Genomic DNA, 22,081 nt, shown 5'->3' with positions numbered 1-22,081 from the left:
ATTACCACAAAACCACGCAATACCTGAAACGCTTTTGTTTTCCTGTTGTTCTGAGTGGTGCTTTTCGGTCGGGGGTGGTGTTACGGACTGCTCCGCTTTACGTCCGTAACACCACCCCCGAACCCACCACCTCTGCGTGTCGCAGGGGTTGCGGTCGGCTGTGGCTGGTGTTCGTCCGGGGCTTGGCTCGGGGCGGGGGCTGTCGGCAGGCCCCCTGCCCGCCTGCTGGTGCTCGCCTGGTGGCGAGCCCGGCCTCCGGCCTGCCCCTCCCGGCCCTTCCCGCGGCCGTGCGAAGCTGGGCCGGAAGCAGCGTGCGGCAAGGGGGATCCGACATCACCAGCGGGATGGGCGAACAGCGGACGGGCGGGGGGCCGGCCCGCCCGGTACCCGCCGTACGGACACCAATGGATGAGGGGGATGCCTCGGGGGCGGGGGAGCGGAACGGGGCAGTGCCCGAGGGGGCGTCTGGGGAGTCGCCCGGGGAGCTGTTCCGCGCCGCGGCCGGTGAGGCGTTCGGCGGAGTGTCCGGCAATGCATCCCGTGAGGCATCCGGCGGTGGGGCCGATGACATGCCCGTTCTTGATGAAGCCCGGCCTTGTGGGCTGCTGGATCTGCGGGCCGTGGATGTCGTGCCCGGTGTCCTTCGGTATCCGCGTGATGCCGTCGTCGTGGTTGCGGGGCTGCCGGGCAGCGGTAAGAGCACCCTGCTGGGGCGTTGGTCGGACCGGAGGGACGAGGCCGGTGGGGCGTCCGCGGCGCGGGTGATCGATCCGCGCGCCGTGCATCTCGCCTGCGAGGCGGTGATGCCGCACTGGCTGCCGTACCCGGTCTACCGGCCGTGGGCGCGCTGGCGGCTGCTGCGGGAGGTGGTGGCCGCGCTGCGCGGGCCGGGGCCGGTGCTGGTTCACGACTGCGGGAGCCGGGCCTGGCTGCGGCGGTTGCTGGCGCGCGGGGCCGCGCGCCACGGCCGGACGCTGCATCTGGTCCTGCTGGACGTCGGCGCCGCCACCGCGCTCTCCGGGCAGCGGGCCCGCGCCCGCTGGGTGCGCCGCCGCGTCTTCGCCCGCCACTGCCGCGGCCTGGACCGGCTGCTGCGCACCCTGGACCGTCCCACCGGGGGGCCTTCGGCGGAGCTGCCCGACGCGCTCGCCGAGGTGACCTCGCTGGTGGCGCTGGACGCCCGTACCCGGGAGCGGGTGGCGGCCGTCCGCTTCGATGCCGCACCGCAGCGGCGGGGCGCGGACGGCGCCGGAACCCCGCCGCCCCGCGGGACCGCCGGGCCCGGCCCCCGCATATGCTCGCCCGTATGAGCGAAGCCGCACCGCTGGACCCCGAAGACCGCAAGATCATCACGCTCGCGCGTTCGGCGCGGGCCCGTAACGGCGTGCCCGAGGGCGCCGCCGTACGCGACGAGACCGGCCGCACCTACGTCGCCGGGACCGTGGCCCTGGACTCGCTGAAGCTCAGCGCGCTGCAGACCGCCGTGGCGATGGCCGTGGCCAGCGGCGCGCGGTCGCTGGAGGCCGCCGCCGTGGTCACCGAGGCGGAGCACGCCGCCGACGCGGACCGCGCGGCCGTCGCGGACCTGGGCGGCCCGGCCACCCCGGTGCTCGTGGCGGGCCCCGACGGCACCCTGCGGGTCACCGCCCCGGCGGGCGACGCCCAGGCCTGAGCCCTGGCGGGCGGCGTCCGGGCCTGAGCCCTGGCGGGCGGCGTCCGCGCCCGGGGGCGGCGAGGCGGCGTCCGGGCCGGAGCGCGGCGCCCCGCCCGCCGTCGGCGGACCCCGTCCGGCGGGCCGGGCCACGGCGCCGCCGTCCGCAGTGCCCGGCCCGCTCCCGGGCCGTTCGCCGTGGTCGCCGGACCGCCGCCGGCCGGGCGTCCGCCGTCCGCCGGGGCGGCCGGTGGTCGGTCGCGCCGCGGGGATCGGGGACAATGGGCGCCATGAGCGCTCGTACAGACTCCTCCGCCCCGCACCGCGCGGGCTTCGCCTGCTTCGTCGGCCGCCCCAACGCGGGCAAGTCCACCCTGACGAACGCTCTGGTCGGCACGAAGGTGGCCATCACCTCCAACCGTCCGCAGACCACCCGCCACACCGTCCGCGGCATCGTGCACCGCCCCGAGGCGCAGCTCGTGCTCGTCGACACCCCGGGGCTGCACAAGCCGCGCACCCTGCTCGGCGAGCGGCTCAACGACGTGGTCCGCACCACCTGGGCCGAGGTCGACGTGATCGGCTTCTGCCTCCCCGCCGACCAGAAGCTCGGCCCGGGCGATCGCTACATCGCCTCCGAGCTGGCCGGTATCAAGAAGACCCCGAAGATCGCCGTCGTCACCAAGACGGACCTGGTGGACTCCAAGACGCTGGCCGCGCAGCTGCTCGCCGTCGACCGCCTCGGCAAGGAGCTGGGCATCGAGTGGGCCGAGATCGTGCCCGTCTCCGCCGTCGGTGACGCGCAGGTGGGCCTGCTCGCCGATCTGCTGGTGCCGCTGCTGCCGGAGAGCCCGCCGCTCTACCCCGAGGGCGACCTCACCGACGAGCCCGAGCAGGTCATGGTCGCCGAGCTGATCCGCGAGGCGGCGCTGGAGGGCGTACGCGACGAGCTGCCGCACTCCATCGCCGTGGTCGTCGAGGAGATGCTGCCGCGCGAGGGCCGGCCCGCGGAGAAGCCGCTGCTGGACATCCACGCCAACGTCTACATCGAGCGCCCCAGCCAGAAGGGCATCATCATCGGCCCCAAGGGCAAGCGGTTGAAGGAGGTCGGAACCAAGTCGCGCAAGCACATCGAGGCGCTGCTCGGCACGCCGGTCTTCCTCGATCTGCACGTCAAGGTCGCCAAGGACTGGCAGCGCGACCCGAAGCAGCTGCGCAAGCTGGGCTTCTAGGACCTCAGGGCCCACGCCGCCCGGCCCGTGCCGCCGTCGCACGCACGCCGGACGGGCGGCTACCCGGCCATCCGCTCCGCCAGGGTGTGCGCGACGAGGGCGTTGGCATGGCCGTGGCCCAGCCCGTGCTCCTCCTTGAGCCAGGTGACCAGCTCCTTGTGCCGGGTCAGCGGCGAGGCGCGGATGAGGCCTTGCCAGTGGCCGACGGGACGGCCGTACTTCTTCTCGATCGACGGGAAGTAACTCGCGGGGCCCTGCACGGTTTCGGTCATGCCCTCAGCGTCTCACCCACCACTGACAACGGCCCGGCCCGCGCGGCCCGGCGGACGCCGCAACCCCCGCCCGGCGCCCGGCCGTTCACGCCACCCCTCGTATCCGCCGTACCGGCACCGCGCCCGGCACCGGGGCGATGACCTGGGGGAGCGCAGGGGCGATGTGGAGGACGCCGAGGTCCTTGCCCGCCCCGGCGCCCGTCACCCACGCCGGCACCGGCTCCTTCGCCACGCCGGGCGGCGCCACCGCCGCCGCTCGCACGGCGCGCAGGATCTGCAGCGGCCCGTATCAGCCCACCCGGATCGCGCCGTTGGCCGGCGACAGCGCTGTCGTCCACCCGCGGCCGGCTGGCCGGCGGCGCCGGTGTCCGCGGCGGAGGCGGAGACGCCCCAGAGAAAGCCGTCGGGGAAGAGGGGGAGCGGGAGGAGGGATCCGGCGCCGTCGTCACGGCGGGATCGGCCCGGCGGGACGGACGGAGGGCGGCGTGGCCCACCGGCCGCGTCGCCCTCCGTCCGTCAACTTCCGTGCGCCGTACGTCAGTCGCCCTCCTTCAGTACCCGGGTGATCAGCGTGCGCTGCTCCTCGGTCAGGCGCGGGTCGGCGCAGTAGACGGTCCTGCCGTCCACGGTGATCTGGTAGCGGAAGCCGTCCGGGACCCCGGTCGGGGGCTCGGTGTGCCCCTGGGCGAGGGACTGTTCGGCGAGGGTGTGCCAGTCGTCGGCGTCGGACCGCGCCGAGGTGTCGACCTCGGCACGGCGCTCGATGCCCGCGAAGCCACCGGTGCGTCTGATGTGAATGTGCATGGGTGGCTCCTACCCGCCCGGGACGCCGCAGACGTCCCGGGGCTGCCCTATTCGGCGGTGACGACGCCGGTGGTCGACCACGCCTTGACGACGGCCTCGTGCTCGGCGCCCGAGCCGCCGAAGCGGGTCTTCGCCGCCTCGATGGTCAGCTTGGCGAAGTCGGCGAACTTGGCGTCCTTCTTCAGCTTTCCGCCGGTCAGCACGTCGTACCAGACCTGGCCGGCCTTCTCCCAGGCGTTGCCGCCGACCGCCGTGGCGAAGAGGTAGAAGGCGTGGTTGGGGATGCCGGAGTTGATGTGCACCCCGCCGTTGTCGTCGATGGTGTCGACGTAGTCCGCCATCGTGGCCGGCTGCGGGTCCTTGCCGAGGTTCGGATCGTCGTACGCGGTGCCCGGCGCCTTCATGGAGCGCAGCGCCGTGCCCTTGACGCCGGCCGCGAGGAGGTCGGCGCCGATCAGCCAGTCGGCCTGGTCGGCGCTCTGCTTGAGGGCGTACTGCTTGATCAGCGAGCCGAAGACGTCCGAGACGGACTCGTTGAGCGCGCCGGACTGGCCGTTGTAGTCGAGGCCCGCGGTGTACTGCGTGACGCCGTGGGTGAGTTCGTGGCCGATGACGTCCACCGGGATGGTGAAGTCCTTGAAGAGCTTGCCGTCGCCGTCGCCGAAGACCATCCGCTCGCCGTCCCAGAAGGCGTTGTCGTACTTCTCGCCGTAGTGGACGGTCGCGTTGAGCGGGAGGCCGGCGTCGTCGATGGAGTGGCGGCCGTAGACCTTGAGGTACAGCTCGAAGGTGGCGCCGAGCCCGGCGTGCGCGCGGTTGACCGAGGCGTCCTTGGAGGCCTTGTCGGCCTCGGAGTGCACCTTGGTGCCGGGGAGGTCCTGGCTGTGCTGCGCGTCGTAGATGGTGCGGTTGGGCTTGTCGGAGCCGGCGGCGCGCGCCGCGGCGGCGCGCAGGGTGCACTCGTGGCGCCGGGTGCGCAGGAGCGTGTCGTGTTCGAGGGTGCGGCGGGCCGGCTCGTGGTGTTCAGGAGCGTCGGATTGTGCCAGCTTGTCGAGGAGGTGGGGCGGCACGATCGTGCAGAAAACGGGAGTGGCCGGGGTGTCCGGCTTCGAGGTGACGTCCATACCCGCAAATGTCGCATTGCGTGACGCCCGTGTCACTGCCCGCTCCTGAATTTCCCGAAAAGGTGTGGTGCAAAAACGTGTGCCCGATCGCATTCCGGCCGTGCTGTCCACGCGGTCCCGCATACTGATACGGGGCCGCAGGACTCGATCGGCTCGGTTAAGGTGCAAGGCATCATGCGTTTCGGGCTGCTTCTCCTTAGCTGCCGCGGCGAGGGCCTGTAGTCGTAGGCCGACCCCCTCCCCGCGGAGTTCGGTGCTGCGAGCGATCGCCCCGTCGGCCTTCCCCGGCTCCCGGACCAGCCCGGACCGGGGACTTCCGCGGACTGCACGAGGAGCCCCACGCACCATGTCGAACCCGTCGACCCCCGCCGAGAACGCCGTCGGCCGTCCCACCCCGGTCACCAACGCCACCCGGACGCAGCGGCCTTCCGGGATGCCGGTCCACAAGTACGGCCGGTACGAAGCGGTGGAGATCCCCGACCGCACCTGGCCGGAAAAGCGCATCACCAAGGCCCCCCGCTGGCTCTCGACCGACCTGCGCGACGGCAATCAGGCGCTGATCGACCCGATGTCCCCGGCGCGCAAGCGGGAGATGTTCGATCTGCTGGTCCGGATGGGCTACAAGGAGATCGAGGTCGGCTTCCCCTCGTCCGGCGAGACCGACTTCCAGTTCGTCCGCTCCATCATCGAAGAGGGCGCGATCCCCGAGGACGTGACGATCTCCGTCCTGACGCAGGCGCGCGAGGACCTGATCGAGAAGACCGTCGAGTCGCTGCGCGGCGCCCACCGCGCCACCGTCCACCTCTACAACGCCACCGCCCCCACCTTCCGCCGGGTCGTCTTCCGCGGCTCCAAGGAGGACATCAAGCAGATCGCGGTGGACGGCACCCGGCTGGTCATGGAGTACGCCGAGAAGATCCTGGGCGACGATACGATCTTCGGCTACCAGTACAGCCCGGAGATCTTCACCGACACCGAGCTGGACTTCGCGCTGGAGGTCTGCGAGGCGGTCTGCGACGTCTGGCAGCCCGAGGAGGGCCGCGAGATCATCCTCAACCTGCCCGCCACGGTCGAGCGCTCCACCCCCTCCACCCACGCGGACCGCTTCGAGTGGATGTCGCGGAAGCTGACCCGCCGCGAGTTCGTCTGCCTGTCGACCCACCCGCACAACGACCGCGGCACCGCCGTCGCTGCCGCCGAACTGGCCGTGATGGCCGGCGCCGACCGCGTCGAGGGCTGCCTGTTCGGCCAGGGCGAGCGCACCGGCAACGTCGACCTGGTCACCCTGGGCATGAACCTCTTCTCGCAGGGCGTCGACCCGCAGATCGACTTCTCGCAGATCGACGAGATCCGCCGCACCAGCGAGTACTGCAACCAGATGGAGGTCCACCCGCGCCACCCCTACGCGGGCGACCTGGTCTACACCGCCTTCTCCGGCTCCCACCAGGACGCCATCAAGAAGGGCTTCGACGCCATGGAGGCCGACGCGGCCGCCCGGGGCAAGAGCGTCGACGAGATCGAGTGGGCGGTGCCGTACCTGCCCATCGACCCGAAGGACGTCGGCCGCTCCTACGAGGCGGTCATCCGCGTCAACTCGCAGTCCGGCAAGGGCGGTATCGCGTACGTCCTGAAGAACGACCACAAGCTGGACCTGCCGCGCCGGATGCAGATCGAGTTCTCCCGCACCATCCAGGGCAAGACCGACGCCGAGGGCGGCGAGGTCACCCCGGCGGCGATCTGGTCCGTCTTCCAGGACGAGTACCTGCCCACGCCCGAGAACGCCTGGGGCCGGATCGCGCTGCGCTCCGCGCAGACCTCGACGACCAGCGAGGGCACCGACGCGCTGACCGTCGAGGCGGTCGTCGATGGCGCCGACACCGTCCTGACCGGCACCGGCAACGGCCCGCTGGCCGCGTTCATCGACTCGCTGCACGCGATCGACGCGGACGTACGGGTCCTGGACTACGTCGAGCACACCATGAGCGAGGGCGCCGCGGCCCAGGCCGCCGCGTACGTCGAGTGCGCCATCGGCGACAAGGTCCTGTGGGGCGTCGGCATCGACGCGAACATCGTCCGCGCCTCCATCAAGGCCGTCGCCTCGGCGGTCAACCGCGCGGCCCGCTGACCGCCCGGGGCACAGCCCCCGCCTCCCCGGTGCCCCGTCCGCCCGTACCCCGTGTGCGCGGCGGGCGGGGCACCGCGCGTCAATCCGCCGCCCGGCGCCTGCCCCCGGCGGGGCGCACCCTTCGTCATTCGGCCGTTGTCCGTCCGGGGTGCTGACGCCGGATCGCGGATGTGGCTAACATCACGTCGGTGCGGCGAAGGGGCCGAGAAGCAGACGTTCGGTGCCCTCATGGCTACGGGGGAGATACGGAGGTCTGACGCGATGGTCAAGCTGGGTGTGGTGGGCGTACGCACGTCCTGGCGGACCGTCGCCGACGGCGAGTTCTTCTGCCCCGACTGCGGCGGCGACCGCAACTACCGCCGCCGCACCGGACGCCGCCGCCTCACCGTCCTCGGCCTCCCGCTGCTCTCCCGCGGCCAGGCCGGACCGGTCGTCGAATGCTCCGCCTGCCGTGGCCGCTTCGCCCCGGACGCCCTGGACCACCCGACCACCGTGCGGCTCTCCGCGATGCTGCGGGACGCCGTGCACACCGTCACCCTCGCGCTGCTGGCGGCCGGCGGCACCGCCTCGCGCGCGGTGCGGGAGACCGCCGTCACCACCGTCCGCGACGCCGGATTCCCCGACTGCTGCGAGGACCAGCTGCTCACCCTGCTCGCCGCGCTCGCCGCCGACACCGGTGCGCTGAGCCCTGCCTTCGAGACGCTGACCGGTGACGACGGCGCGGCCCGCGGCCTCGACCCGTGCGGGACGGCCCTCGCCATCGAGCTGCACTCCTCCCTCGGGCCGCTCGCCCCGCACCTCGCCCCGGCGGGCCGCGAGGCGCTGCTGCTCCAGGCGGCCCGGATCGCCCTCGCCGACGGCGCGTACACGCCCGCCGAGCGGGAGGTGCTGGCCACCGTCGGCACCGCGCTGACGCTGGCGAGCGCCGACACCGAGCGCCTGCTGGCGGCGGCCCGCACCCCGTCCTGACCGGTCCGGACGCCGAACGGCCGTCGGCCCCGCAGCCCGTGAGGGGCGGCGGGGCCGACGGCCGTTCGGCGCGGATCAGCCCTGGGTCAGGCGTATCGGCAGCTCACGGAAGCCGCCGACGATGAAGCCGCCCGCGGGCTCCAGCTTCTCGGCGGGGACGGCGAACTCCAGGTCCGGGAAGCGGTCGAAGAGCGCCGGGAGCGCGGTCCGCGCCTCCATCCGGGCCAGCGGGGCGCCGAGGCAGTGGTGGACGCCGTGGCCGAAAGTGAGGTGTTCGGGGGCGGGGCGGAGGATGTCGAAGGCGCCCGCGGTGGGGCCGTGGTGCTTCAGGTCCCGGCCGGTGGCGGCGATGGCCGCGAGGATCGGCTCGCCCTGGCGGATGACCGGGCCGCCCGGGATCTCGATGTCCTCGACGGCGAAGCGGAGCGGCAGGTTGGCGACGCTCGGGGCCCAGCGCAGGGTCTCCTCGATGACGTCGTTCCAGCCCGCCTTCCCGTCGCGCACCAGCTGGAGCTGGTCGGGGTGGGTGAGCAGGCAGTGCACCGCGTTGCCGATGAGGTTGACGGTGGTCTCGTGACCGGCGACGAGGACGAGCAGCAGCGTGTCGATCAGCTCCGCCTCGCTCATCTTCTGGCCGTCGTCGTCGCGCGCCGAGACCAGCACGCTGGTCAGGTCGTCCGCGGGCTCCCGCCGCTTCAACGCGACCAGGTTGCCGAGCAGTTCATGCGTCGCCACCAGCGTGGCCCCGGCCTCCTCGGGGTCGACGCTGGTCATGATGCTCTCGGCGAGCCGGGCCAGCTCCGCGCGGGTGTCGCCGTCCGGGATGCCGAACAGCTCGCAGATGACCTGCATCGGCAGCGGGTGCGCGAACCCGGCGCGCAGATCGGTGGTGACGCCGGCGGGCAGCGTCGCGAGGTCGTCGAGGAGCGCGGTGGTGATGCGCTCGACGGACGGCAGCATCGCCTCGGTGCGGCGGGCGGTGAACGCCGGGGCGATCAGCTTCCGCAGCCGCCGGTGGTCGGCGCCGTACGCGGTGAACATGTTGTTCACGCCGACCCAGGTCTGCAGCCAGGTCTCGTGGTACTCGCCCCGCTGCCAGGCGGGCCAGTGCTCACGGGCGTTCTTGGAGACCCGCGGATCGGTCAGCAGCTCCTTGAGCAGGGCGTGGCTGGTGATTGACCAGGCGACCGGGCCGTCGGGCAGCTGGACCAGGGCGGCGGGGCCCAGTGCGCTCAGGCGTGCTGCCTCGCCGTGGATGTCGGCTCCGGTCGGGTCGAGGGCGACGGGCTGTTGTCCCATGGTGTTGCTCCTGCCTGGTCGGGAGTGATCGGGGTGAAGCGGGCCGGTAGAGCCGCTAGGGCCCGTTGGAACCCGCCGGGCCGCCACGTCAACGCCTCCGCCGGAACGGCGAGTTCGATGTCGGAGAGCCAGGCGGTGAGACGTTCGATCGCGGTGGTCGCGATCACCAGGGCGTGCCGCTGGACGGGGCACATGTGCGGTCCCGCCGCCCATGCCAGATGGGCGCCGCTGCCCGACCGGTCGTCGAGCGCGACCTCGCCGAACTGCGTGTTGGCCGCCGCGTACGAGACCAGCACCAGCTGTCCCGCGCGCACCCAGGTGCCGTGGAAGAACACGTCGCGGCGCGGGTAGTGGGCGGAGTAGTTGGCCATCGGGGGGTCGTTCCACAGCACCTCGTTGATGGCGTCCTGCGCGGTGAGCGCGCCGCCGGAGAGGGTGCTGTAGTACCGGTCGTCGGAGAGCATCCGCGACAGGGCGTTGCCGATGAGGTTGGACAGCGGTTCGTTGCCCGCGGCCAGCGTCACGACGATCTGGGCGATGACCTCCTCGTCGCTCAGCCCGTTGAGGTGGTCGAGGAACCACGAGGTGAGGTCGGCGCCCCGCTCGGCCTTCTTCCGGCCGACCAGCTCCATGATGTACGCGGTGAACGCCGCGTCCGCGCTGCCCGCCTCGTCGGCCGTCGCCCCGTCCATCAGCCCGCCCACGGCGGCGATCAGCTGGTCGCCGTACTCCTCGGGCATGCCGAAGAGGTCGTTGAACATCAAGAGCGGCAGCCGCTGGGCGTACTCCGGCATGAGGTCCACGTCGCCGCGGGCGCCGAACTTCCGGATGAGGCTGTCGGCGGCGTGCCGGACGCGGGCGCGCAGTTCGTGCGGTTCGACGAGCCGGAAGCTGTCGGTGATCACCTGGCGGTAGCGCCGGTGGGTGTCGCCGTCGGAGAACAGCGCGTTCGGCCGCCAGCCCAGCATCGGCAGCACCGCGGAGTCCGGCGGCACGGTCTGCTGCCAGCTGCGGGAGTCCTTCGACCAGGTGGTGGTGTCGTTGAGCAGGTCGAGGGCGGCGCGGTAGTCGGTGACCAGCATCGCGGTCACACCGGTGCCGATCTCGACGGGCGCCAGGGCGCCGTACTGCCGCAGATAGGCGTAGTAGCGGTGCGGATCGGCCGCGAACTCCGGGTCGTACAACCGCACCAGCCCGCTCTGCTCGGCGGGGTCCGGCCCGGGGGCGCCGTGCCCGGGGCCCGACGCGTAGCCGTCCGGCGGTCCGGCGGGGGCCGCGCCGCCGTGTGCGTGCGCGGGGCAGCCGGGCGGCGGGACGGCGCCCGGTTCGTACGGGGAAGTCACGGGTTCTGGTTCTCCTGGGGCGTATGGGCCAGCACGTGTCCGACGAGGGAGATCAGCGCGTCGACGGACTGGTCGCGGTCGCGGGCGTCGCAGAGCACCAGCGGCGTCTCGGGGTGCAGGTCGAGCGCGTCGCGGAGCTTCTCGGTGTCGTAACTCGGCGCGTCCGGGAAGGTGTTGACCGCGACGGCGTACCGCAGCCCGGCCTCCTCGATGATGTCCATCACCTCGAAGGAGTCCGCCAGGCGGCGGGTGTCGGCGAGGACGAGGGCGCCCAGCGCGCCGCGGGCGATGTCGGCCCACAGCGGACGGAACCGCTTCTGCCCCGGGGTGCCGAAGAGGTACAGCACCAGATCGCCGGGGAGGGTGAGCCGCCCGAAGTCGATGGCGACGGTGGTGGTGGTCTTCTCCCGCACCCCCGCGAGGTCGTCGACGAACGCGCCGGACTGCGTCATCACCTCTTCGGTGTGCAGCGGCTGCGTCTCCGACAGCGCGCGGATCAGCGTCGTCTTGCCGACCCCGAACGGCCCGGCGACCAGCAGCTTGACGAGCGTCTGGTCGGTACCGGACAGGTACATGGAGCCGCCGCGGGTGGCGGGAGCGCCGCTAGGACTTGAGAGAGCGGAGTCCATCGAGAACCCTCTCCAGGATCTGCCGGTCGAATTGCTCGGCTTCGGGTATGGGGACACGGGCGTGCAGCCGTCCGGCGTCGACGAGATCGGCCACCAGGACCTTCACCACGCTGACGGGCAGCCGCAGATGGGCCGCGACCTCGGCCAGCGACAGCGCGCCGGGCCGCAGCAGCTCCAGGATGCGCCGCTCCTCCGGCCGCAGCTCGCTGGTGGGCGGCATGTCCACGCCGTGCAGCAGCGTCAGCCGGTCCAGCGTGTTGCGGCTGGGCCGGGCCCGCCCGCCGGTGGCCAGGTAGGCCGGCACCAGGCGCCTGCCGTTCTGCCGCGGGGTCATGCGGGACTGCCGAGGTCCCGGGCCGGGCTGTTCATGACCTTGGCGCCCAGCGTCGACACCTGCACCTGCATGTGGTGGGCGACGATGCCCATGTTGACCTCCGGCGCGGCGAAGACCGCCAGGCAGGTGTTCTCACCGGCGGGGATGGCGAAGACCCAGCCCTGCTCGGACTCGACGACGGTCTGCCGCAAGGTGGCGTCGGTCCGCTCGGCGAAGGCGGCGGTCACCGCCCGCCCGGCGCCCTGCAGCGCGGACATCATCGCGGCGACGCCCTCGGCCGACTCACGGGTCAGGCCCGGCGACGAGCCCTCGATGAATCCGTCACCCGAGATGACGGCGGCGTGGATAACATGCGGCAGCTCCAGGAGCGGCGCCAGCACCCAGGACTTGTCCTCGGTGACACGGCGGCGGGTCGAGGTGTTCATGCGTGGGGATTCCCTTCGGGGGAGCGAGGGGGCTCCGGACGGGCGGCGGCCGCCCGCCCGGACTCGGTGCCCTGCTGGAGCGCGGCCCAGCGGGAGGCGGTTTCTTCCGGCGTACGGTCGGCGACCGGTTCACTGCGCGGCAGGTTCGGCTCGGGCTCGGCGGTCGGCCGGCGGCGGCGCCGGCGCGGCAGGTCGCCCTCGGCGCCCGGGCCGGCCCCGGCGTCGGGGTGCCCGCCCGGCGCGGCCGCGAACGGCTCGGTGGCCGGTGCGGGGGCGTGCTGGGCGGACGGCTGCGGGGCGGCCACCGGCGCGGGGCTGGTGCCGCTGCCCGTCGCGGGGACGGCGGAGCCCGCCGAGGCGGCCGGGCGGTGCGGCACGGGGGCCATGACGGACATCGGCTGCCGGCTCTCGTCGAGGACGGTCAGGAGCGGGTCGCCCGGGATGTAGATCACCGCGCGGACACCGCCGTACGGCGACGACTCGACGTGCACCCCGAAGCCGTACTGGCGCACCAGCTGCCCGGCGGCGGCGAATCCGGCCCGCGGCGGGTCGCCGAGCTGGGTGAGCATGACCTCCCGCTCACCGGACATCAGCGCCATGGCGTGCTCGATCTCGTCGGCGTGCATCCCGACGCCGTAGTCGTCGATGATCACCGACGCGCCGCGGTTGCCCTGCTGGAGCGTGACGGTGACCGGCAGTTCCCGGTGCGAGTGGTGCAGCGCGTTGGCGAGCAGCTCGGTGACGGTGATCGCGACCGGCTCGACGGCGCGGGCGACGACCGCCACCGGGTCCCGCAGCTGGTTGCTGACCTGCACCCGCTCGTAGCCGCGCAGCCGGGAGGTGGCGCCGACGACCAGTTCGGCGAGGTAGGAGTCCTCGCGCGTCAGGCCCGGCCAGGCGCCGCAGACGACACCGGTGGCCTGGATGCGCCGCAGCGCCTGCTCGTTGAGGAAGTCCGCGTGGAGCAGGTCCTGGGCGACCGACGGGTCGTCGTAGCGGTGCTGCATCTCCTGGAGCGCGGTCTGCAGGCGGTAGAGCAGCGCCTGGATGGTGGTGGTCGCGCCGCGCAGCGTGGCCTGGGCGGCGGCGTCGACCCGCAGCCGCTCCTTGGCGACCGCCTCGGAGATCTGGTCCAGCACGGCGGTGAGCGCGTGATCGGTCTCGGAGTCCGCGAACCGCCCGTCGAGCAGACCGCGGACGGGCACGTGCGGGTGGGAGAGCGCCGTCGTCAGATCCGGGATGCGCGCACCGGCCAGATGCCGGATCTCCGCCTCGGTGGCCCGCAGCCGGGCGGTCAGCTCGGTGTTGCCGCGTACCGTCGCCGCGTGCTGTTCCTCGGCGGCGGCCAGGCGCCCGGCGAGGGCCGTGCGTTGCCGCTGGGCGCGGAACAGGCACGCGGCCAGCACCACGGCGGCGGCCGTTCCTGCACTGAGGCACCACAACAGTGCCTCCGGTATGGATGTCATCGAGATCCTTGTTGGGGGAACGGGCCGGTCGTCACGGTGCCGACCGCACGCCGCCGGCGGCGCGAGGAAGCCTCGGGCAGCTGAACAGCCACGGGGGACCGGACCTGACGGAATGTTACCGGCGCGTCGGCTGCGGTAACGGGCCGTTCCCGGGGTGGTCGGAGAGGTGCGGAAGGTGTGCCGCGATCCCGGTGGCCGGGCGGGGAGCGGGCGGGGGTGCTCCCGGGCGGCGGTGGCACACGGAGGGTCGCCGCGCCCGCGGCGGTTGCCGCAGGTGCCGCCGCCGCGGATGCGGGTGCGCCGCGGCGGGGTGTTCGAGCGGGCGGCGGTGCATTGCGTGCCTTCCTCCGACGCCGATGTGGCCAGGTCAGGGATGCCCGCGGCGAGAGCCGCGGCGACGGGAAAAGCGTAGGGGTCCGCCGCGCCCTTCACCAGGGATGGGCGGGCGACGATCGCCACACAACGCCGGGCCCGGGGAGGGCGGTTGACGAGGCGGCACCCGGTGATCTAAATGGGCGCGCGGCGCGCTCCCGGAGGCCGTCCGCGGCCGCTCTCCGACCCCGGCGCACAAGGCATTCCCGCGCGCCGTTCCACACCTTCGCACGCCCTTGGCCCTCTTGCGCCGTATCGCCCGGGAGAGGGTGTCGCGGCGGCGGTCCCGGCGTGATCGCTGTCGTGAAATCCCTCCAGGCTGACGGGTTTTCGCTCACCCTCCGAGACTTTCTCGAAAGAACGGCCGGATTTCCCCGGCACACCGAAATAAGGGGCGACGTGCCGAATGGGGTCTTACGGTCTCGCGCGCCGCCTCCGGCCGTGCCCGCGGGGGCGGTCCCGGAAAAGGAATGCATGCGCGAACGGGCCGCCTCGTGCGGGGCCGCGGCCATTCACCGGACCGGCGGCCCGGCGCCTGTGAATGCGGCCCGGACCGTCCGGTGTTCACCGTCATGTGAAGCATTGGCCATAACCCGCTCCGGTTACCCGATCCGGGCTTTGCGGTGCGCCCCTCGTTGCGCAGTCCGGGCCGAGGGGTCACTCTTTACCCCCCAACGGCGAAAGCCCCGACAGAAGGTGTGGGTCTCCGATGGACCGGATCGAAGAAGTTGAATCCGTCACCAAAGAATTGCGAAATACCCTCGCACGCGCGGGAATCGTCCTGCCGTCCCTTGGTCCCGACCCCGTTTCCTGTGCCAATTACGCGATGCTCCCGCTGGTGGAATTGGGCCGCTGCACGATGGATGTCGCCCGGCGGCTGACGGACGCGCTGGGGGAACGATGAACGCCGCGGGACGGCCACCGGTCGGCGCCTTCGCCCTCGATATCCGTACGGCGCGGGTCGGCAAGGTCGTGGCGGTCGACGGTGAAATCCTCCGGCTGCGGCCGATCGGCGGTGGCCGGGACTGGGAATGTGCCCGTACGACGGTGCGGCCGGCCACCGTCACCGAGCGTCTCCGGGCGACGACCGCGTACGTGAACGCCCGCAGCAGAGGCGAATTGGCCTGACGCCCTTCCCGGCGGGGTCCGGGCCGGAAAGGCTCCACCCCGCCGCCCGGCGGGCCCGTTCGTCCGCCGATGCGCAATTCCCCGGCCACCTTGCCCGCCGCGATTCCCCGGTTTTCCGAGTTTCCCGAGCTTTCCGCGATTTCCGCCGTTCCCGGCATTTCCGCCCCGCCCCGCCCGCACCGGCGGCGCGGACATCGGCCGCCCCGGCCACACTGCATCTCCCACCCCCGACCGCCCGGCATTCCCCGCCCCACCCGGCCGCCCCGCCGCCCTCTGCGCATGCGGGACAATGGCGCCATGAGTCTGTTCCGCGACGACGGCATCGTGCTGCGCACCCAGAAGCTCGGGGAGGCGGACCGGATCATCACGCTGCTCACCCGCGGCCACGGGCGGGTACGGGCCGTCGCCCGCGGGGTGCGGCGGACGAAATCGAAGTTCGGGGCGCGCCTGGAGCCGTTCTCCCACGTCGACGTGCAGTTCTTCGCCCGCGGCAGCGAGCTGGTCGGCCGCGGGCTGCCGCTGTGCACCCAGAGCGAGTCGCTCGCGGCGTACGGCGGCGGGATCGTCACCGACTACGCCCGCTACACCGCGGGCACCGCGATGCTGGAGACGGCGGAGCGCTTCACCGACCACGAGGGCGAACCGGCGGTGCAGCAGTACCTCCTCCTCGTCGGCGGGCTGCGGACGCTGGCGCGCGGCGAGCACGAACCGCATCTGGTGCTCGACGCCTTCCTGCTCCGCTCGCTGGCGGTGAACGGCTACGCCCCCAGCTTCGGCGACTGTGCGAAATGCGGGCTGCCCGGCCCGAACCGGTTCTTCTCGGTCGCTTCGGGCGGGGTGGTGTGCGGCGACTGCCGGGTGCCGGGAAGCGTCGTACCCTCCTCGGAGGCCATCGGGCTCCTCAGCGCGCTGCTGACCGGCGACTGGGAGACCGCGGACGCGAGCGAACCCCGGCACGTCCGGGAGGGGAGCTCGCTCGTCGCGGCGTATCTGCACTGGCATTTGGAGCGCGGACTGCGGTCGCTCCGGTACGTGGAGAAATAGCCCGGCGGTATGGTCCGGGTGGTGGCGCGCAGCCGCCCGGCGAACTCAATCGACCTCGGTATTCAAGACAATGGGAGACGTGGGCCGCATGGCACGACGCGGAATTCTGGGCCGTAATCGACGCGAATACGAGACGCCCGAGCCGCACCCCTCCGGTGCGCGTCCCCCGAAGATCCCCGGGGAGCTGGTTCCCGAGCACGTGGCCATCGTCATGGACGGAAACGGCCGCTGGGCCAAGGAACGCGGACTGCCGCGCACCGAAGGCCACAAGGTCGGCGAGGGCGTCGTCCTGGACGTCCTCAAGGGCTGCATCGAAATGGGCGTGAAGAACCTCTCGCTCTACGCATTCTCCACCGAGAACTGGAAGCGTTCACCGGACGAGGTCCGCTTCCTGATGAACTTCAATCGCGATGTCATCCGGCGGCGGCGTGACGAAATGGATGCACTGGGTATTCGTATCCGGTGGGTCGGGCGTATGCCGAAGCTGTGGAAGTCCGTTGTCCAGGAGCTCCAGATCGCCCAGGAGCAGACCAAGGACAATGACGCGATGACGCTGTATTTCTGCGTGAATTACGGCGGCCGGGCGGAGATCGCGGATGCCGCCGCGGCCATTGCCGCGGACGTGAAGGCGGGCAAACTCGATCCGTCCAAGGTCAGCGAGAAGACCGTCGCCAAGTACATGTATTACCCGGACATGCCGGACGTCGATCTCTTCGTTCGCCCGTCGGGCGAACAGCGCACCTCGAACTATCTGATCTGGCAGAGCGCCTACGCCGAGATGGTGTTTCAGGACATTCTCTGGCCTGATTTCGACCGCCGGAACCTCTGGGAAGCCTGCCTGGAGTACGCCAAGCGCGACCGCCGCTTCGGCGCCGCGCCGATCGCCGAGGGCGAGTCGGCGACCTGACGGCCGCCGGGCACACGAAAGGGCCGCCTCCCGCTCGGGGAGGCGGCCCTTTCGCCGTGCCGGGGCGCGGCTACTTCTGTTCGGCTCCGGCGCAGTCGCCGCAGGTGCCGAAGATCTCGATGGTGTGGGCGACATCGCGGAAGCCGTGCTCGGCGGCGATCTGGTCGGCCCACTTCTCCACCGCCGGGCCCTCCACCTCGACCGCCTTGCCGCAGGAGCGGCAGACCAGGTGATGGTGGTGGTCGTCGGTGCTGCACCGGCGGTAGACGGCCTCGCCCTCGCTGGTCCGCAGGACGTCGACCTCGCCGGCGTCCGCGAGCGACTGGAGCGTGCGGTAGACGGTGGTCAGGCCCACCGAGTCGCCCCGGTGCTTGAGCATGTCGTGCAGTTCCTGGGCGCTGCGGAACTCGTCGACCTCGTCGAGAGCGGCCGCCACCGCGGTGCGCTGTCGCGTCGACCGGCCGCGTACCGGGGATCCCGCGCTCGTCGCCACCGTTGCCTCCTAGGTCGTGGTCGTCCCCCTGGACGGGCGTGTGGCCATTGTGCCAGGTGATGACCGGATCGCCGGGGGGACACTTACACCCCCGCGGCGCCCGCGGACCGGACCGGCGCTCAGACCCGTACGTCGTCCGCCGGAGTGCGGCCCCCGGGTACTTCCAGGGTGCACCCGTCGGCGCCCCCGGCGGCGGCCCGCGCGCGTTTCCTGGCGAGCGGCGCGGCGAGCAGCGTGAAGAGGACGAAGACGGCGATGGCGAAGAGCACGATCGTCGCGCCGGACGGCACGTCGACGTAGTACGAGGTCGCGGTGCCGGTCAGGGTGACGGCGACGCCGATCGCCACGGCCAGCGCGAAGGTGACCGCGAAGCTGCGGCTGATCTGCTGGGCGGCGGCGACCGGGATCACCATCAGCGCGGAGACCAGCAGCAGGCCGACGACGCGCATCGCGACGGTGACGGTGACCGCGGCGGTGACCGCGATCAGCAGGTTGAGCAGCCGGACCGGCAGACCGGTGACGCGGGCGAACTCCTCGTCCTGGCAGACCGCGAAGAGCTGGCGGCGCAGCCCCACGGTGATCGCCAGGACCAGCGCGGCCAGCACGCAGATCGCCGTCATGTCCTGCGCGGAGACGGTGGTGATCGAGCCGAAGAGGTAGGTGCTGAGGTTGGCGTTGGAGCCGGCGTCGGAGAGGTTCATCAGCATCACCCCGCCCGCCATGCCGCCGTAGAACAGCATGGCCAGCGCCAGATCGCCGCGGGTCTTGCCGTACCAGCGGATCAGCTCCATGGCGATGGAGCCGGCGATGGCGACGAAGGTGGCGATCCACACCGGACCGGCCCATGCGGAGCTGCTGTTGATCAGGAAGCCGAGGCCGACGCCGGTGAGGGCGACGTGGCCGATGCCGTCGCCCATCAGGGACTGGCGGCGCTGGACGAGGTAGATGCCGATGGCGGGCGCGGTGATGCCGACGATCAGGGCGGCGATCAGGGCCCGCTGCATGAAGGCGTAGGTCAACATTTCCATGGGTCAGCTCAGCAGTCCCGTCCCCAGCGTGGCGGGGGCCGTGTCGTCGGCGTGCGGGTGGACGTGGTCGTGGCCCGGCAGGGCGTGCTGGCCGACGGCCTCGGGCGGCGGCCCGTCGTGGACGACGCAGCCGTCGCGGAGCACCACCGCCCGGTCGATCAGCGGCTCCAGCGGGCCCAGTTCGTGCAGCACGAGCAGGACGGTGGTGCCGCGGGCGACCTGTTCGCGCAGCGCGCCCGCCAGCACCTCCTGGCTGGCGAGGTCCACCCCGGCCATCGGCTCGTCCATGATCAGCAGTTCCGGTTCGACGGCCAGCGCGCGGGCGATCAGCACCCGCTGGTGCTGGCCGCCGGAGAGCGCGGCGGCGGAGTCCTTGGCGCGGTCGGCCATCCCGACCAGCTCCAGCGCGTGGTGGACGGCCTCGCGGTCGGCGCGGCGCGGCGGTCCGAAGCGGCTGCGGGCCAGCCGCCCGGAGCTGACGATCTCGCGGACGGTGGCGGGCACCCCGCCCGCCGCCGTGGTGCGCTGCGGTACGTAGCCGACGCGGTGCCACTGTTTGAAGCGGCGCAGCGGGGTGCCGAAGAGGGTGAGGTCGCCGCCGGTCAGCGGCACCTGGCCGATGACGGAGCGGACGGCGGTGGACTTGCCGGAGCCGTTGGCGCCGAGCAGGGCGACGACCTCGCCGGCGTGGACGGTCAGGTCGACACCGCGCAGCACGGGGCGGGCGCCGAGCGACGCGGTGGCGCCGCGCAGCTCGATGACCGGGCGGTCGTCCGGCCGCCGGGGTGACGTTTCTTCCATGCTGACCTCCTTCGTGGGCCCGGGGTGGCTGGTCACTTGGTGCCGAGCGCCTTGCGGAGTGCGGTGAGGTTGGCGTGCATCACGCCGAAGTAGTCCTTGCCGCGGGAGGCGTCGGTGATCCCCTCCAGGGGGTCGAGGACATCGGTCTTCAGGTGCAGGTCGCCGGCGAGCGCCTTGGCGGTGGCCGGGTTGGCGAGCGTTTCGAAGAAGACCGTCGAGACGTGGTGCTTCTCGGCCACGGTGTGGAGGGTCTTGATGCGGTGGGCGCTGGGCTCGGACTCGGGGTCGAGGCCGTTGATGGCCTCCTCGGTCAGGCCGTAGCGCTCGGCGAGGTAGCCGAAGGCCGCGTGGGTGGTGAGGAAGGTGTCCGACGCGCGGTCCTTCAGGCCCTTCTCGAAGTCGGCGTTCAGCCCGTCCAGCTTCTTGACCAGGGCGTCGGTGTTCTTCTGGAAGTCGGCCTTGTGGGCGGGGTCGGCCTTGGCCAGCACCGCGTTCACACCCTTGGCGACCTCGGCGTACTTCACGGGGTCGAGCCAGATGTGCGGGTCGGCGTCCCCGCCGGCCGCGGCGTGACCGTGGCCGTGATCGTGGCCGTCGACCTCGTTGCCGTGCTTCTCCAGCGAGGTCATCGCGGCGGCGTCGGCGATGTTCTTGACGCCGGACTGGGCGACCGCCTCGTCGACGGCGGGCTGGAGCCCCTTGAGGTAGACGATCGCGCCGGACTCGCCGAGCTGACCGGTCTGCTTGGGGGACAGCTCCAGGTCGTGCGGTTCGACGCCGGGCTTGGTGAGGTTGGACACCTCGACGTGGTCGCCGCCGATCTGCCGGGCGAGGAACTCCATCGGATAGAAGGACGCCGTCACCCGCAGCTTCCCGCCGCTGCCGCCCGTGGTGGCGCCGGAGCAGCCGGAGAGGGCGAGAAGGCCGAGGCCGCAGGCTCCGGCGAGGGCTGCGGTGGAGATGCGACGACGTATGTTCATGACAGTCATTTTCAACAAAAGTGGAAACGATTGTCAACAACATGTTCGAACGGGGCTTTGGGGCGGGTGGTACCGGGAGGAAGCGGAGAGGCGCCCCAGGCGATTTGGCCCGGGGGGTACGCCCGCCGGTAACCTGAATCATTCACCCGCACCGGCGCGCAGCGCCGCCGCCGGTCCATCGTTCGCCGTCGTAATGAAGAGAGCACCGTGGCCGCCGACAAGATCGACAGCATCGTCAGCCTGAGCAAGCGCCGTGGCTTCGTCTACCCCTGCAGCGAGATCTACGGCGGCTCGCGCGCCGCCTGGGACTACGGTCCGCTGGGCGTGGAGCTGAAGGAGAACCTCAAGCGCCAGTGGTGGCGCGCGATGGTCACCTCCCGCGAGGACGTCGTCGGTATCGACTCGTCGGTGATCCTGGCCCCCGAGGTCTGGGTCGCCTCCGGCCACGTCGCCACCTTCACCGACCCGCTCACCGAGTGCACCTCCTGCCACAAGCGCTTCCGCGCCGACCACCTGGAGGAGGCGTACGAGGCGAAGCACGGCCGCCTCCCCGCCAACGGTCTGGCCGACCTGAACTGCCCGCACTGCGGCAACAAGGGCGGCTTCACCGAGCCCAAGCAGTTCTCCGGTCTGCTCTCCACCCACCTCGGCCCCTCGCAGGACACCGCCTCGGTCGCCTACCTGCGCCCCGAGACCGCGCAGGGCATCTTCACCAACTTCGCGCAGGTCCAGCAGACCTCCCGGAAGAAGCCCCCGTTCGGCATCGCCCAGATGGGCAAGTCCTTCCGGAACGAGATCACGCCGGGCAACTTCATCTTCCGCACCCGCGAGTTCGAGCAGATGGAGATGGAGTTCTTCGTCAAGCCGGGCGAGGACGAGAAGTGGCACGAGTACTGGATGGCCGAGCGCTGGAACTGGTACCGCGACCTCGGCATCCGCGAGGAGAACATCCGGTGGTACGACCACCCCAAGGAGAAGCTCTCCCACTACTCCAAGCGCACCGCTGACATCGAGTACCGCTTCAACTTCGGCGGCACCGAGTTCTCGGAGCTGGAGGGCGTCGCCAACCGCACCGACTACGACCTCTCCTCGCACGCCAAGGCGTCCGGCCAGGACCTGTCCTACTTCGACCAGGAGGCCGGCGAGCGCTGGACCCCCTACGTCATCGAGCCGGCGGCGGGCGTGAACCGCGCGATGCTCGCCTTCATGCTCGACGCGTACATCGAGGACGAGGCGCCGAACGCCAAGGGCAAGATGGAGAAGCGCACCGTCATGCGCCTCGACCCGCGCCTGTCGCCGGTCAAGGTCGCGGTCCTGCCGCTCTCCCGCAACCCGCAGCTGTCGCCGAAGGCGAAGGGCCTCGCCGCCGACCTGCGCAAGAACTGGAACATCGAGTTCGACGACGCGGGCGCCATCGGCCGCCGCTACCGCCGTCAGGACGAGATCGGCACCCCGTTCTGCGTCACCGTCGACTTCGACACCCTCGACGACAACGCGGTCACCGTCCGCGAGCGCGACACCATGAAGCAGGAGCGCGTCTCCCTGGACCAGATCCAGGCGTACCTGGGCGCGCGGCTGCTCGGCTGCTGACCCCGGACGGGCCCCGGCCCGTCGCCCCTGAGCGTGGCCCCGGCCCCGCCCGCAGCTGCTGCGGGCGG

24 protein-coding genes are annotated in these 22,081 nt (G+C 71.9%); 10 read left to right on the top strand and 14 right to left on the bottom strand.

The window, feature by feature from the left end:
• Nucleotides 1-569 precede the first annotated feature (569 nt).
• The 3 genes from ABT345_RS03175 (at nt 570) to era (ending at nt 2,880) form a co-directional block, all read left to right on the top strand.
• A complete protein-coding gene (locus ABT345_RS03175; RefSeq protein ID WP_345083959.1) occupies nt 570-1,310 on the top strand; it encodes an AAA family ATPase in 741 nt (246 codons plus the stop codon).
• Nucleotides 1,307-1,672: a cytidine deaminase-like protein gene (locus ABT345_RS03170; protein WP_345083957.1), complete on the top strand. Its 366-nt coding sequence runs from the start codon at nt 1,307-1,309 to the stop codon at nt 1,670-1,672. Before ABT345_RS03175 ends, ABT345_RS03170 begins: the two co-directional genes overlap by 4 nt.
• Before the next feature lie 269 nt (nt 1,673-1,941).
• On the top strand, nt 1,942-2,880 hold the full coding sequence (gene era / locus ABT345_RS03165) for a GTPase Era (RefSeq protein ID WP_030286952.1): 939 nt from the start codon (nt 1,942-1,944) through the stop codon (nt 2,878-2,880).
• A 59-nt stretch (nt 2,881-2,939) separates the two neighbouring features.
• Here the strand turns inward: era and ABT345_RS03160 are convergent, their stop codons facing one another.
• The 4 genes from ABT345_RS03160 to ABT345_RS03145 form a co-directional block, all read right to left on the bottom strand.
• Entirely contained in the window at nt 2,940-3,152 is a 213-nt protein-coding gene (locus tag ABT345_RS03160; RefSeq protein WP_345083955.1) for a DUF4287 domain-containing protein, read from the bottom strand.
• Nucleotides 3,153-3,237: 85 nt separating this feature from the next.
• Nucleotides 3,238-3,414: a hypothetical protein gene (locus tag ABT345_RS03155; protein WP_345083953.1), complete on the bottom strand. Its 177-nt coding sequence runs from the start codon at nt 3,412-3,414 to the stop codon at nt 3,238-3,240.
• A gap of 275 nt (nt 3,415-3,689) precedes the next feature.
• Nucleotides 3,690-3,956 carry a protealysin inhibitor emfourin gene (locus ABT345_RS03150; protein ID WP_345083951.1) on the bottom strand — a complete coding sequence of 89 codons (267 nt, stop codon included), beginning with the start codon at nt 3,954-3,956 and terminating at the stop codon, nt 3,690-3,692.
• A gap of 47 nt (nt 3,957-4,003) precedes the next feature.
• Nucleotides 4,004-5,080 (bottom strand): M4 family metallopeptidase, encoded by a 1,077-nt coding sequence (locus ABT345_RS03145; protein ID WP_345083949.1) that lies wholly within the window; start codon nt 5,078-5,080, stop codon nt 4,004-4,006.
• Between the two features lie 346 nt (nt 5,081-5,426).
• On the opposite strand from ABT345_RS03145, the gene leuA reads away from it, so the two are divergent.
• Nucleotides 5,427-7,205 (top strand): 2-isopropylmalate synthase, encoded by a 1,779-nt coding sequence (gene leuA / locus ABT345_RS03140; protein WP_345083947.1) that lies wholly within the window; start codon nt 5,427-5,429, stop codon nt 7,203-7,205.
• Between the two features lie 261 nt (nt 7,206-7,466).
• Nucleotides 7,467-8,174: a TerB family tellurite resistance protein gene (locus ABT345_RS03135; RefSeq protein WP_345083945.1), complete on the top strand. Its 708-nt coding sequence runs from the start codon at nt 7,467-7,469 to the stop codon at nt 8,172-8,174.
• Nucleotides 8,175-8,249: 75 nt separating this feature from the next.
• Here ABT345_RS03135 and ABT345_RS03130 read toward each other — a convergent pair whose 3' ends face one another.
• From ABT345_RS03130 to ABT345_RS03105, 6 genes are read right to left on the bottom strand one after another with little or no spacing between them, the layout of a single operon-like run.
• Complete coding sequence (locus ABT345_RS03130; protein WP_345083943.1) at nt 8,250-9,473, bottom strand: cytochrome P450 family protein; 1,224 nt, start codon at nt 9,471-9,473, stop codon at nt 8,250-8,252.
• Nucleotides 9,407-10,816 (bottom strand): cytochrome P450, encoded by a 1,410-nt coding sequence (locus ABT345_RS03125; protein WP_345083941.1) that lies wholly within the window; start codon nt 10,814-10,816, stop codon nt 9,407-9,409. Before ABT345_RS03125 ends, ABT345_RS03130 begins: the two co-directional genes overlap by 67 nt.
• The gene (locus ABT345_RS03120; RefSeq protein WP_345083940.1) at nt 10,813-11,391 is read right to left on the bottom strand and encodes a GTP-binding protein; all 579 of its coding nucleotides are present in this window, start codon (nt 11,389-11,391) and stop codon (nt 10,813-10,815) included. The genes ABT345_RS03125 and ABT345_RS03120 overlap by 4 nt, the downstream gene beginning before the upstream one ends.
• A gap of 28 nt (nt 11,392-11,419) precedes the next feature.
• Nucleotides 11,420-11,779, bottom strand: a complete 360-nt coding sequence (locus ABT345_RS03115) for a DUF742 domain-containing protein (protein ID WP_030286933.1) — start codon at nt 11,777-11,779, stop codon at nt 11,420-11,422.
• Nucleotides 11,776-12,204 (bottom strand): roadblock/LC7 domain-containing protein, encoded by a 429-nt coding sequence (locus ABT345_RS03110; RefSeq protein WP_345083937.1) that lies wholly within the window; start codon nt 12,202-12,204, stop codon nt 11,776-11,778. Before ABT345_RS03110 ends, ABT345_RS03115 begins: the two co-directional genes overlap by 4 nt.
• Nucleotides 12,201-13,670 carry an ATP-binding protein gene (locus tag ABT345_RS03105; RefSeq protein ID WP_345083935.1) on the bottom strand — a complete coding sequence of 490 codons (1,470 nt, stop codon included), beginning with the start codon at nt 13,668-13,670 and terminating at the stop codon, nt 12,201-12,203. The genes ABT345_RS03110 and ABT345_RS03105 overlap by 4 nt, the downstream gene beginning before the upstream one ends.
• Nucleotides 13,671-14,751: 1,081 nt before the next feature.
• Here ABT345_RS03105 and ABT345_RS03100 point away from each other — a divergent pair.
• From ABT345_RS03100 to ABT345_RS03085, 4 genes are all read left to right on the top strand, one after another.
• A complete protein-coding gene (locus tag ABT345_RS03100) occupies nt 14,752-14,946 on the top strand; it encodes a hypothetical protein (protein ID WP_078654204.1) in 195 nt (64 codons plus the stop codon).
• On the top strand, nt 14,943-15,170 hold the full coding sequence (locus tag ABT345_RS03095) for a hypothetical protein (RefSeq protein WP_345083931.1): 228 nt from the start codon (nt 14,943-14,945) through the stop codon (nt 15,168-15,170). Before ABT345_RS03100 ends, ABT345_RS03095 begins: the two co-directional genes overlap by 4 nt.
• A gap of 297 nt (nt 15,171-15,467) precedes the next feature.
• The gene (recO, locus tag ABT345_RS03090; RefSeq protein WP_345083929.1) at nt 15,468-16,214 is read left to right on the top strand and encodes a DNA repair protein RecO; all 747 of its coding nucleotides are present in this window, start codon (nt 15,468-15,470) and stop codon (nt 16,212-16,214) included.
• 88 nt (nt 16,215-16,302) lie between these two features.
• Nucleotides 16,303-17,121, top strand: coding sequence for an isoprenyl transferase (locus ABT345_RS03085; RefSeq protein ID WP_345085093.1), 819 nt, complete (start codon nt 16,303-16,305; stop codon nt 17,119-17,121).
• Nucleotides 17,122-17,191: 70 nt separating this feature from the next.
• Here ABT345_RS03085 and ABT345_RS03080 read toward each other — a convergent pair whose 3' ends face one another.
• From ABT345_RS03080 to ABT345_RS03065, 4 genes are all read right to left on the bottom strand, one after another.
• On the bottom strand, nt 17,192-17,614 hold the full coding sequence (locus ABT345_RS03080; protein ID WP_345083927.1) for a Fur family transcriptional regulator: 423 nt from the start codon (nt 17,612-17,614) through the stop codon (nt 17,192-17,194).
• A gap of 119 nt (nt 17,615-17,733) precedes the next feature.
• Complete coding sequence (locus tag ABT345_RS03075; RefSeq protein ID WP_345083925.1) at nt 17,734-18,642, bottom strand: metal ABC transporter permease; 909 nt, start codon at nt 18,640-18,642, stop codon at nt 17,734-17,736.
• Between the two features lie 3 nt (nt 18,643-18,645).
• The gene (locus tag ABT345_RS03070) at nt 18,646-19,443 is read right to left on the bottom strand and encodes a metal ABC transporter ATP-binding protein (protein WP_345083923.1); all 798 of its coding nucleotides are present in this window, start codon (nt 19,441-19,443) and stop codon (nt 18,646-18,648) included.
• 32 nt (nt 19,444-19,475) lie between these two features.
• Nucleotides 19,476-20,423 (bottom strand): metal ABC transporter substrate-binding protein, encoded by a 948-nt coding sequence (locus ABT345_RS03065; RefSeq protein WP_345083921.1) that lies wholly within the window; start codon nt 20,421-20,423, stop codon nt 19,476-19,478.
• A gap of 207 nt (nt 20,424-20,630) precedes the next feature.
• On the opposite strand from ABT345_RS03065, the gene ABT345_RS03060 reads away from it, so the two are divergent.
• The gene (locus ABT345_RS03060; RefSeq protein ID WP_345083919.1) at nt 20,631-22,013 is read left to right on the top strand and encodes a glycine--tRNA ligase; all 1,383 of its coding nucleotides are present in this window, start codon (nt 20,631-20,633) and stop codon (nt 22,011-22,013) included.
• Nucleotides 22,014-22,081 lie beyond the last annotated feature (68 nt).

Origin of the sequence: Streptomyces sp. NPDC000404 (genome assembly GCF_040300365.1) — a bacterium.
Classification (GTDB): domain Bacteria; phylum Actinomycetota; class Actinomycetes; order Streptomycetales; family Streptomycetaceae; genus Streptomyces; species Streptomyces ramulosus.
The sequence above is the reverse complement of the archived record's forward strand: the minus strand, read 5'-3'. Positions and strand labels throughout refer to the sequence as shown.

Coding starts and splice junctions, on each gene's coding strand:
- ABT345_RS03175 (WP_345083959.1), top strand. CDS start 570: ATGCCCGTTCTTGATGAAGCCCGGCCTTGTGGGCTGCTGGATCTGCGG.
- ABT345_RS03170 (WP_345083957.1), top strand. CDS start 1,307: ATGAGCGAAGCCGCACCGCTGGACCCCGAAGACCGCAAGATCATCACG.
- era (WP_030286952.1), top strand. CDS start 1,942: ATGAGCGCTCGTACAGACTCCTCCGCCCCGCACCGCGCGGGCTTCGCC.
- ABT345_RS03160 (WP_345083955.1), bottom strand. CDS start 3,152: ATGACCGAAACCGTGCAGGGCCCCGCGAGTTACTTCCCGTCGATCGAG.
- ABT345_RS03150 (WP_345083951.1), bottom strand. CDS start 3,956: ATGCACATTCACATCAGACGCACCGGTGGCTTCGCGGGCATCGAGCGC.
- ABT345_RS03145 (WP_345083949.1), bottom strand. CDS start 5,080: ATGGACGTCACCTCGAAGCCGGACACCCCGGCCACTCCCGTTTTCTGC.
- leuA (WP_345083947.1), top strand. CDS start 5,427: ATGTCGAACCCGTCGACCCCCGCCGAGAACGCCGTCGGCCGTCCCACC.
- ABT345_RS03135 (WP_345083945.1), top strand. CDS start 7,467: ATGGTCAAGCTGGGTGTGGTGGGCGTACGCACGTCCTGGCGGACCGTC.
- ABT345_RS03130 (WP_345083943.1), bottom strand. CDS start 9,473: ATGGGACAACAGCCCGTCGCCCTCGACCCGACCGGAGCCGACATCCAC.
- ABT345_RS03120 (WP_345083940.1), bottom strand. CDS start 11,391: ATGTACCTGTCCGGTACCGACCAGACGCTCGTCAAGCTGCTGGTCGCC.
- ABT345_RS03115 (WP_030286933.1), bottom strand. CDS start 11,779: ATGACCCCGCGGCAGAACGGCAGGCGCCTGGTGCCGGCCTACCTGGCC.
- ABT345_RS03110 (WP_345083937.1), bottom strand. CDS start 12,204: ATGAACACCTCGACCCGCCGCCGTGTCACCGAGGACAAGTCCTGGGTG.
- ABT345_RS03105 (WP_345083935.1), bottom strand. CDS start 13,670: ATGACATCCATACCGGAGGCACTGTTGTGGTGCCTCAGTGCAGGAACG.
- ABT345_RS03100 (WP_078654204.1), top strand. CDS start 14,752: ATGGACCGGATCGAAGAAGTTGAATCCGTCACCAAAGAATTGCGAAAT.
- ABT345_RS03095 (WP_345083931.1), top strand. CDS start 14,943: ATGAACGCCGCGGGACGGCCACCGGTCGGCGCCTTCGCCCTCGATATC.
- recO (WP_345083929.1), top strand. CDS start 15,468: ATGAGTCTGTTCCGCGACGACGGCATCGTGCTGCGCACCCAGAAGCTC.
- ABT345_RS03085 (WP_345085093.1), top strand. CDS start 16,303: ATGGCACGACGCGGAATTCTGGGCCGTAATCGACGCGAATACGAGACG.
- ABT345_RS03075 (WP_345083925.1), bottom strand. CDS start 18,642: ATGGAAATGTTGACCTACGCCTTCATGCAGCGGGCCCTGATCGCCGCC.
- ABT345_RS03070 (WP_345083923.1), bottom strand. CDS start 19,443: ATGGAAGAAACGTCACCCCGGCGGCCGGACGACCGCCCGGTCATCGAG.
- ABT345_RS03065 (WP_345083921.1), bottom strand. CDS start 20,423: ATGAACATACGTCGTCGCATCTCCACCGCAGCCCTCGCCGGAGCCTGC.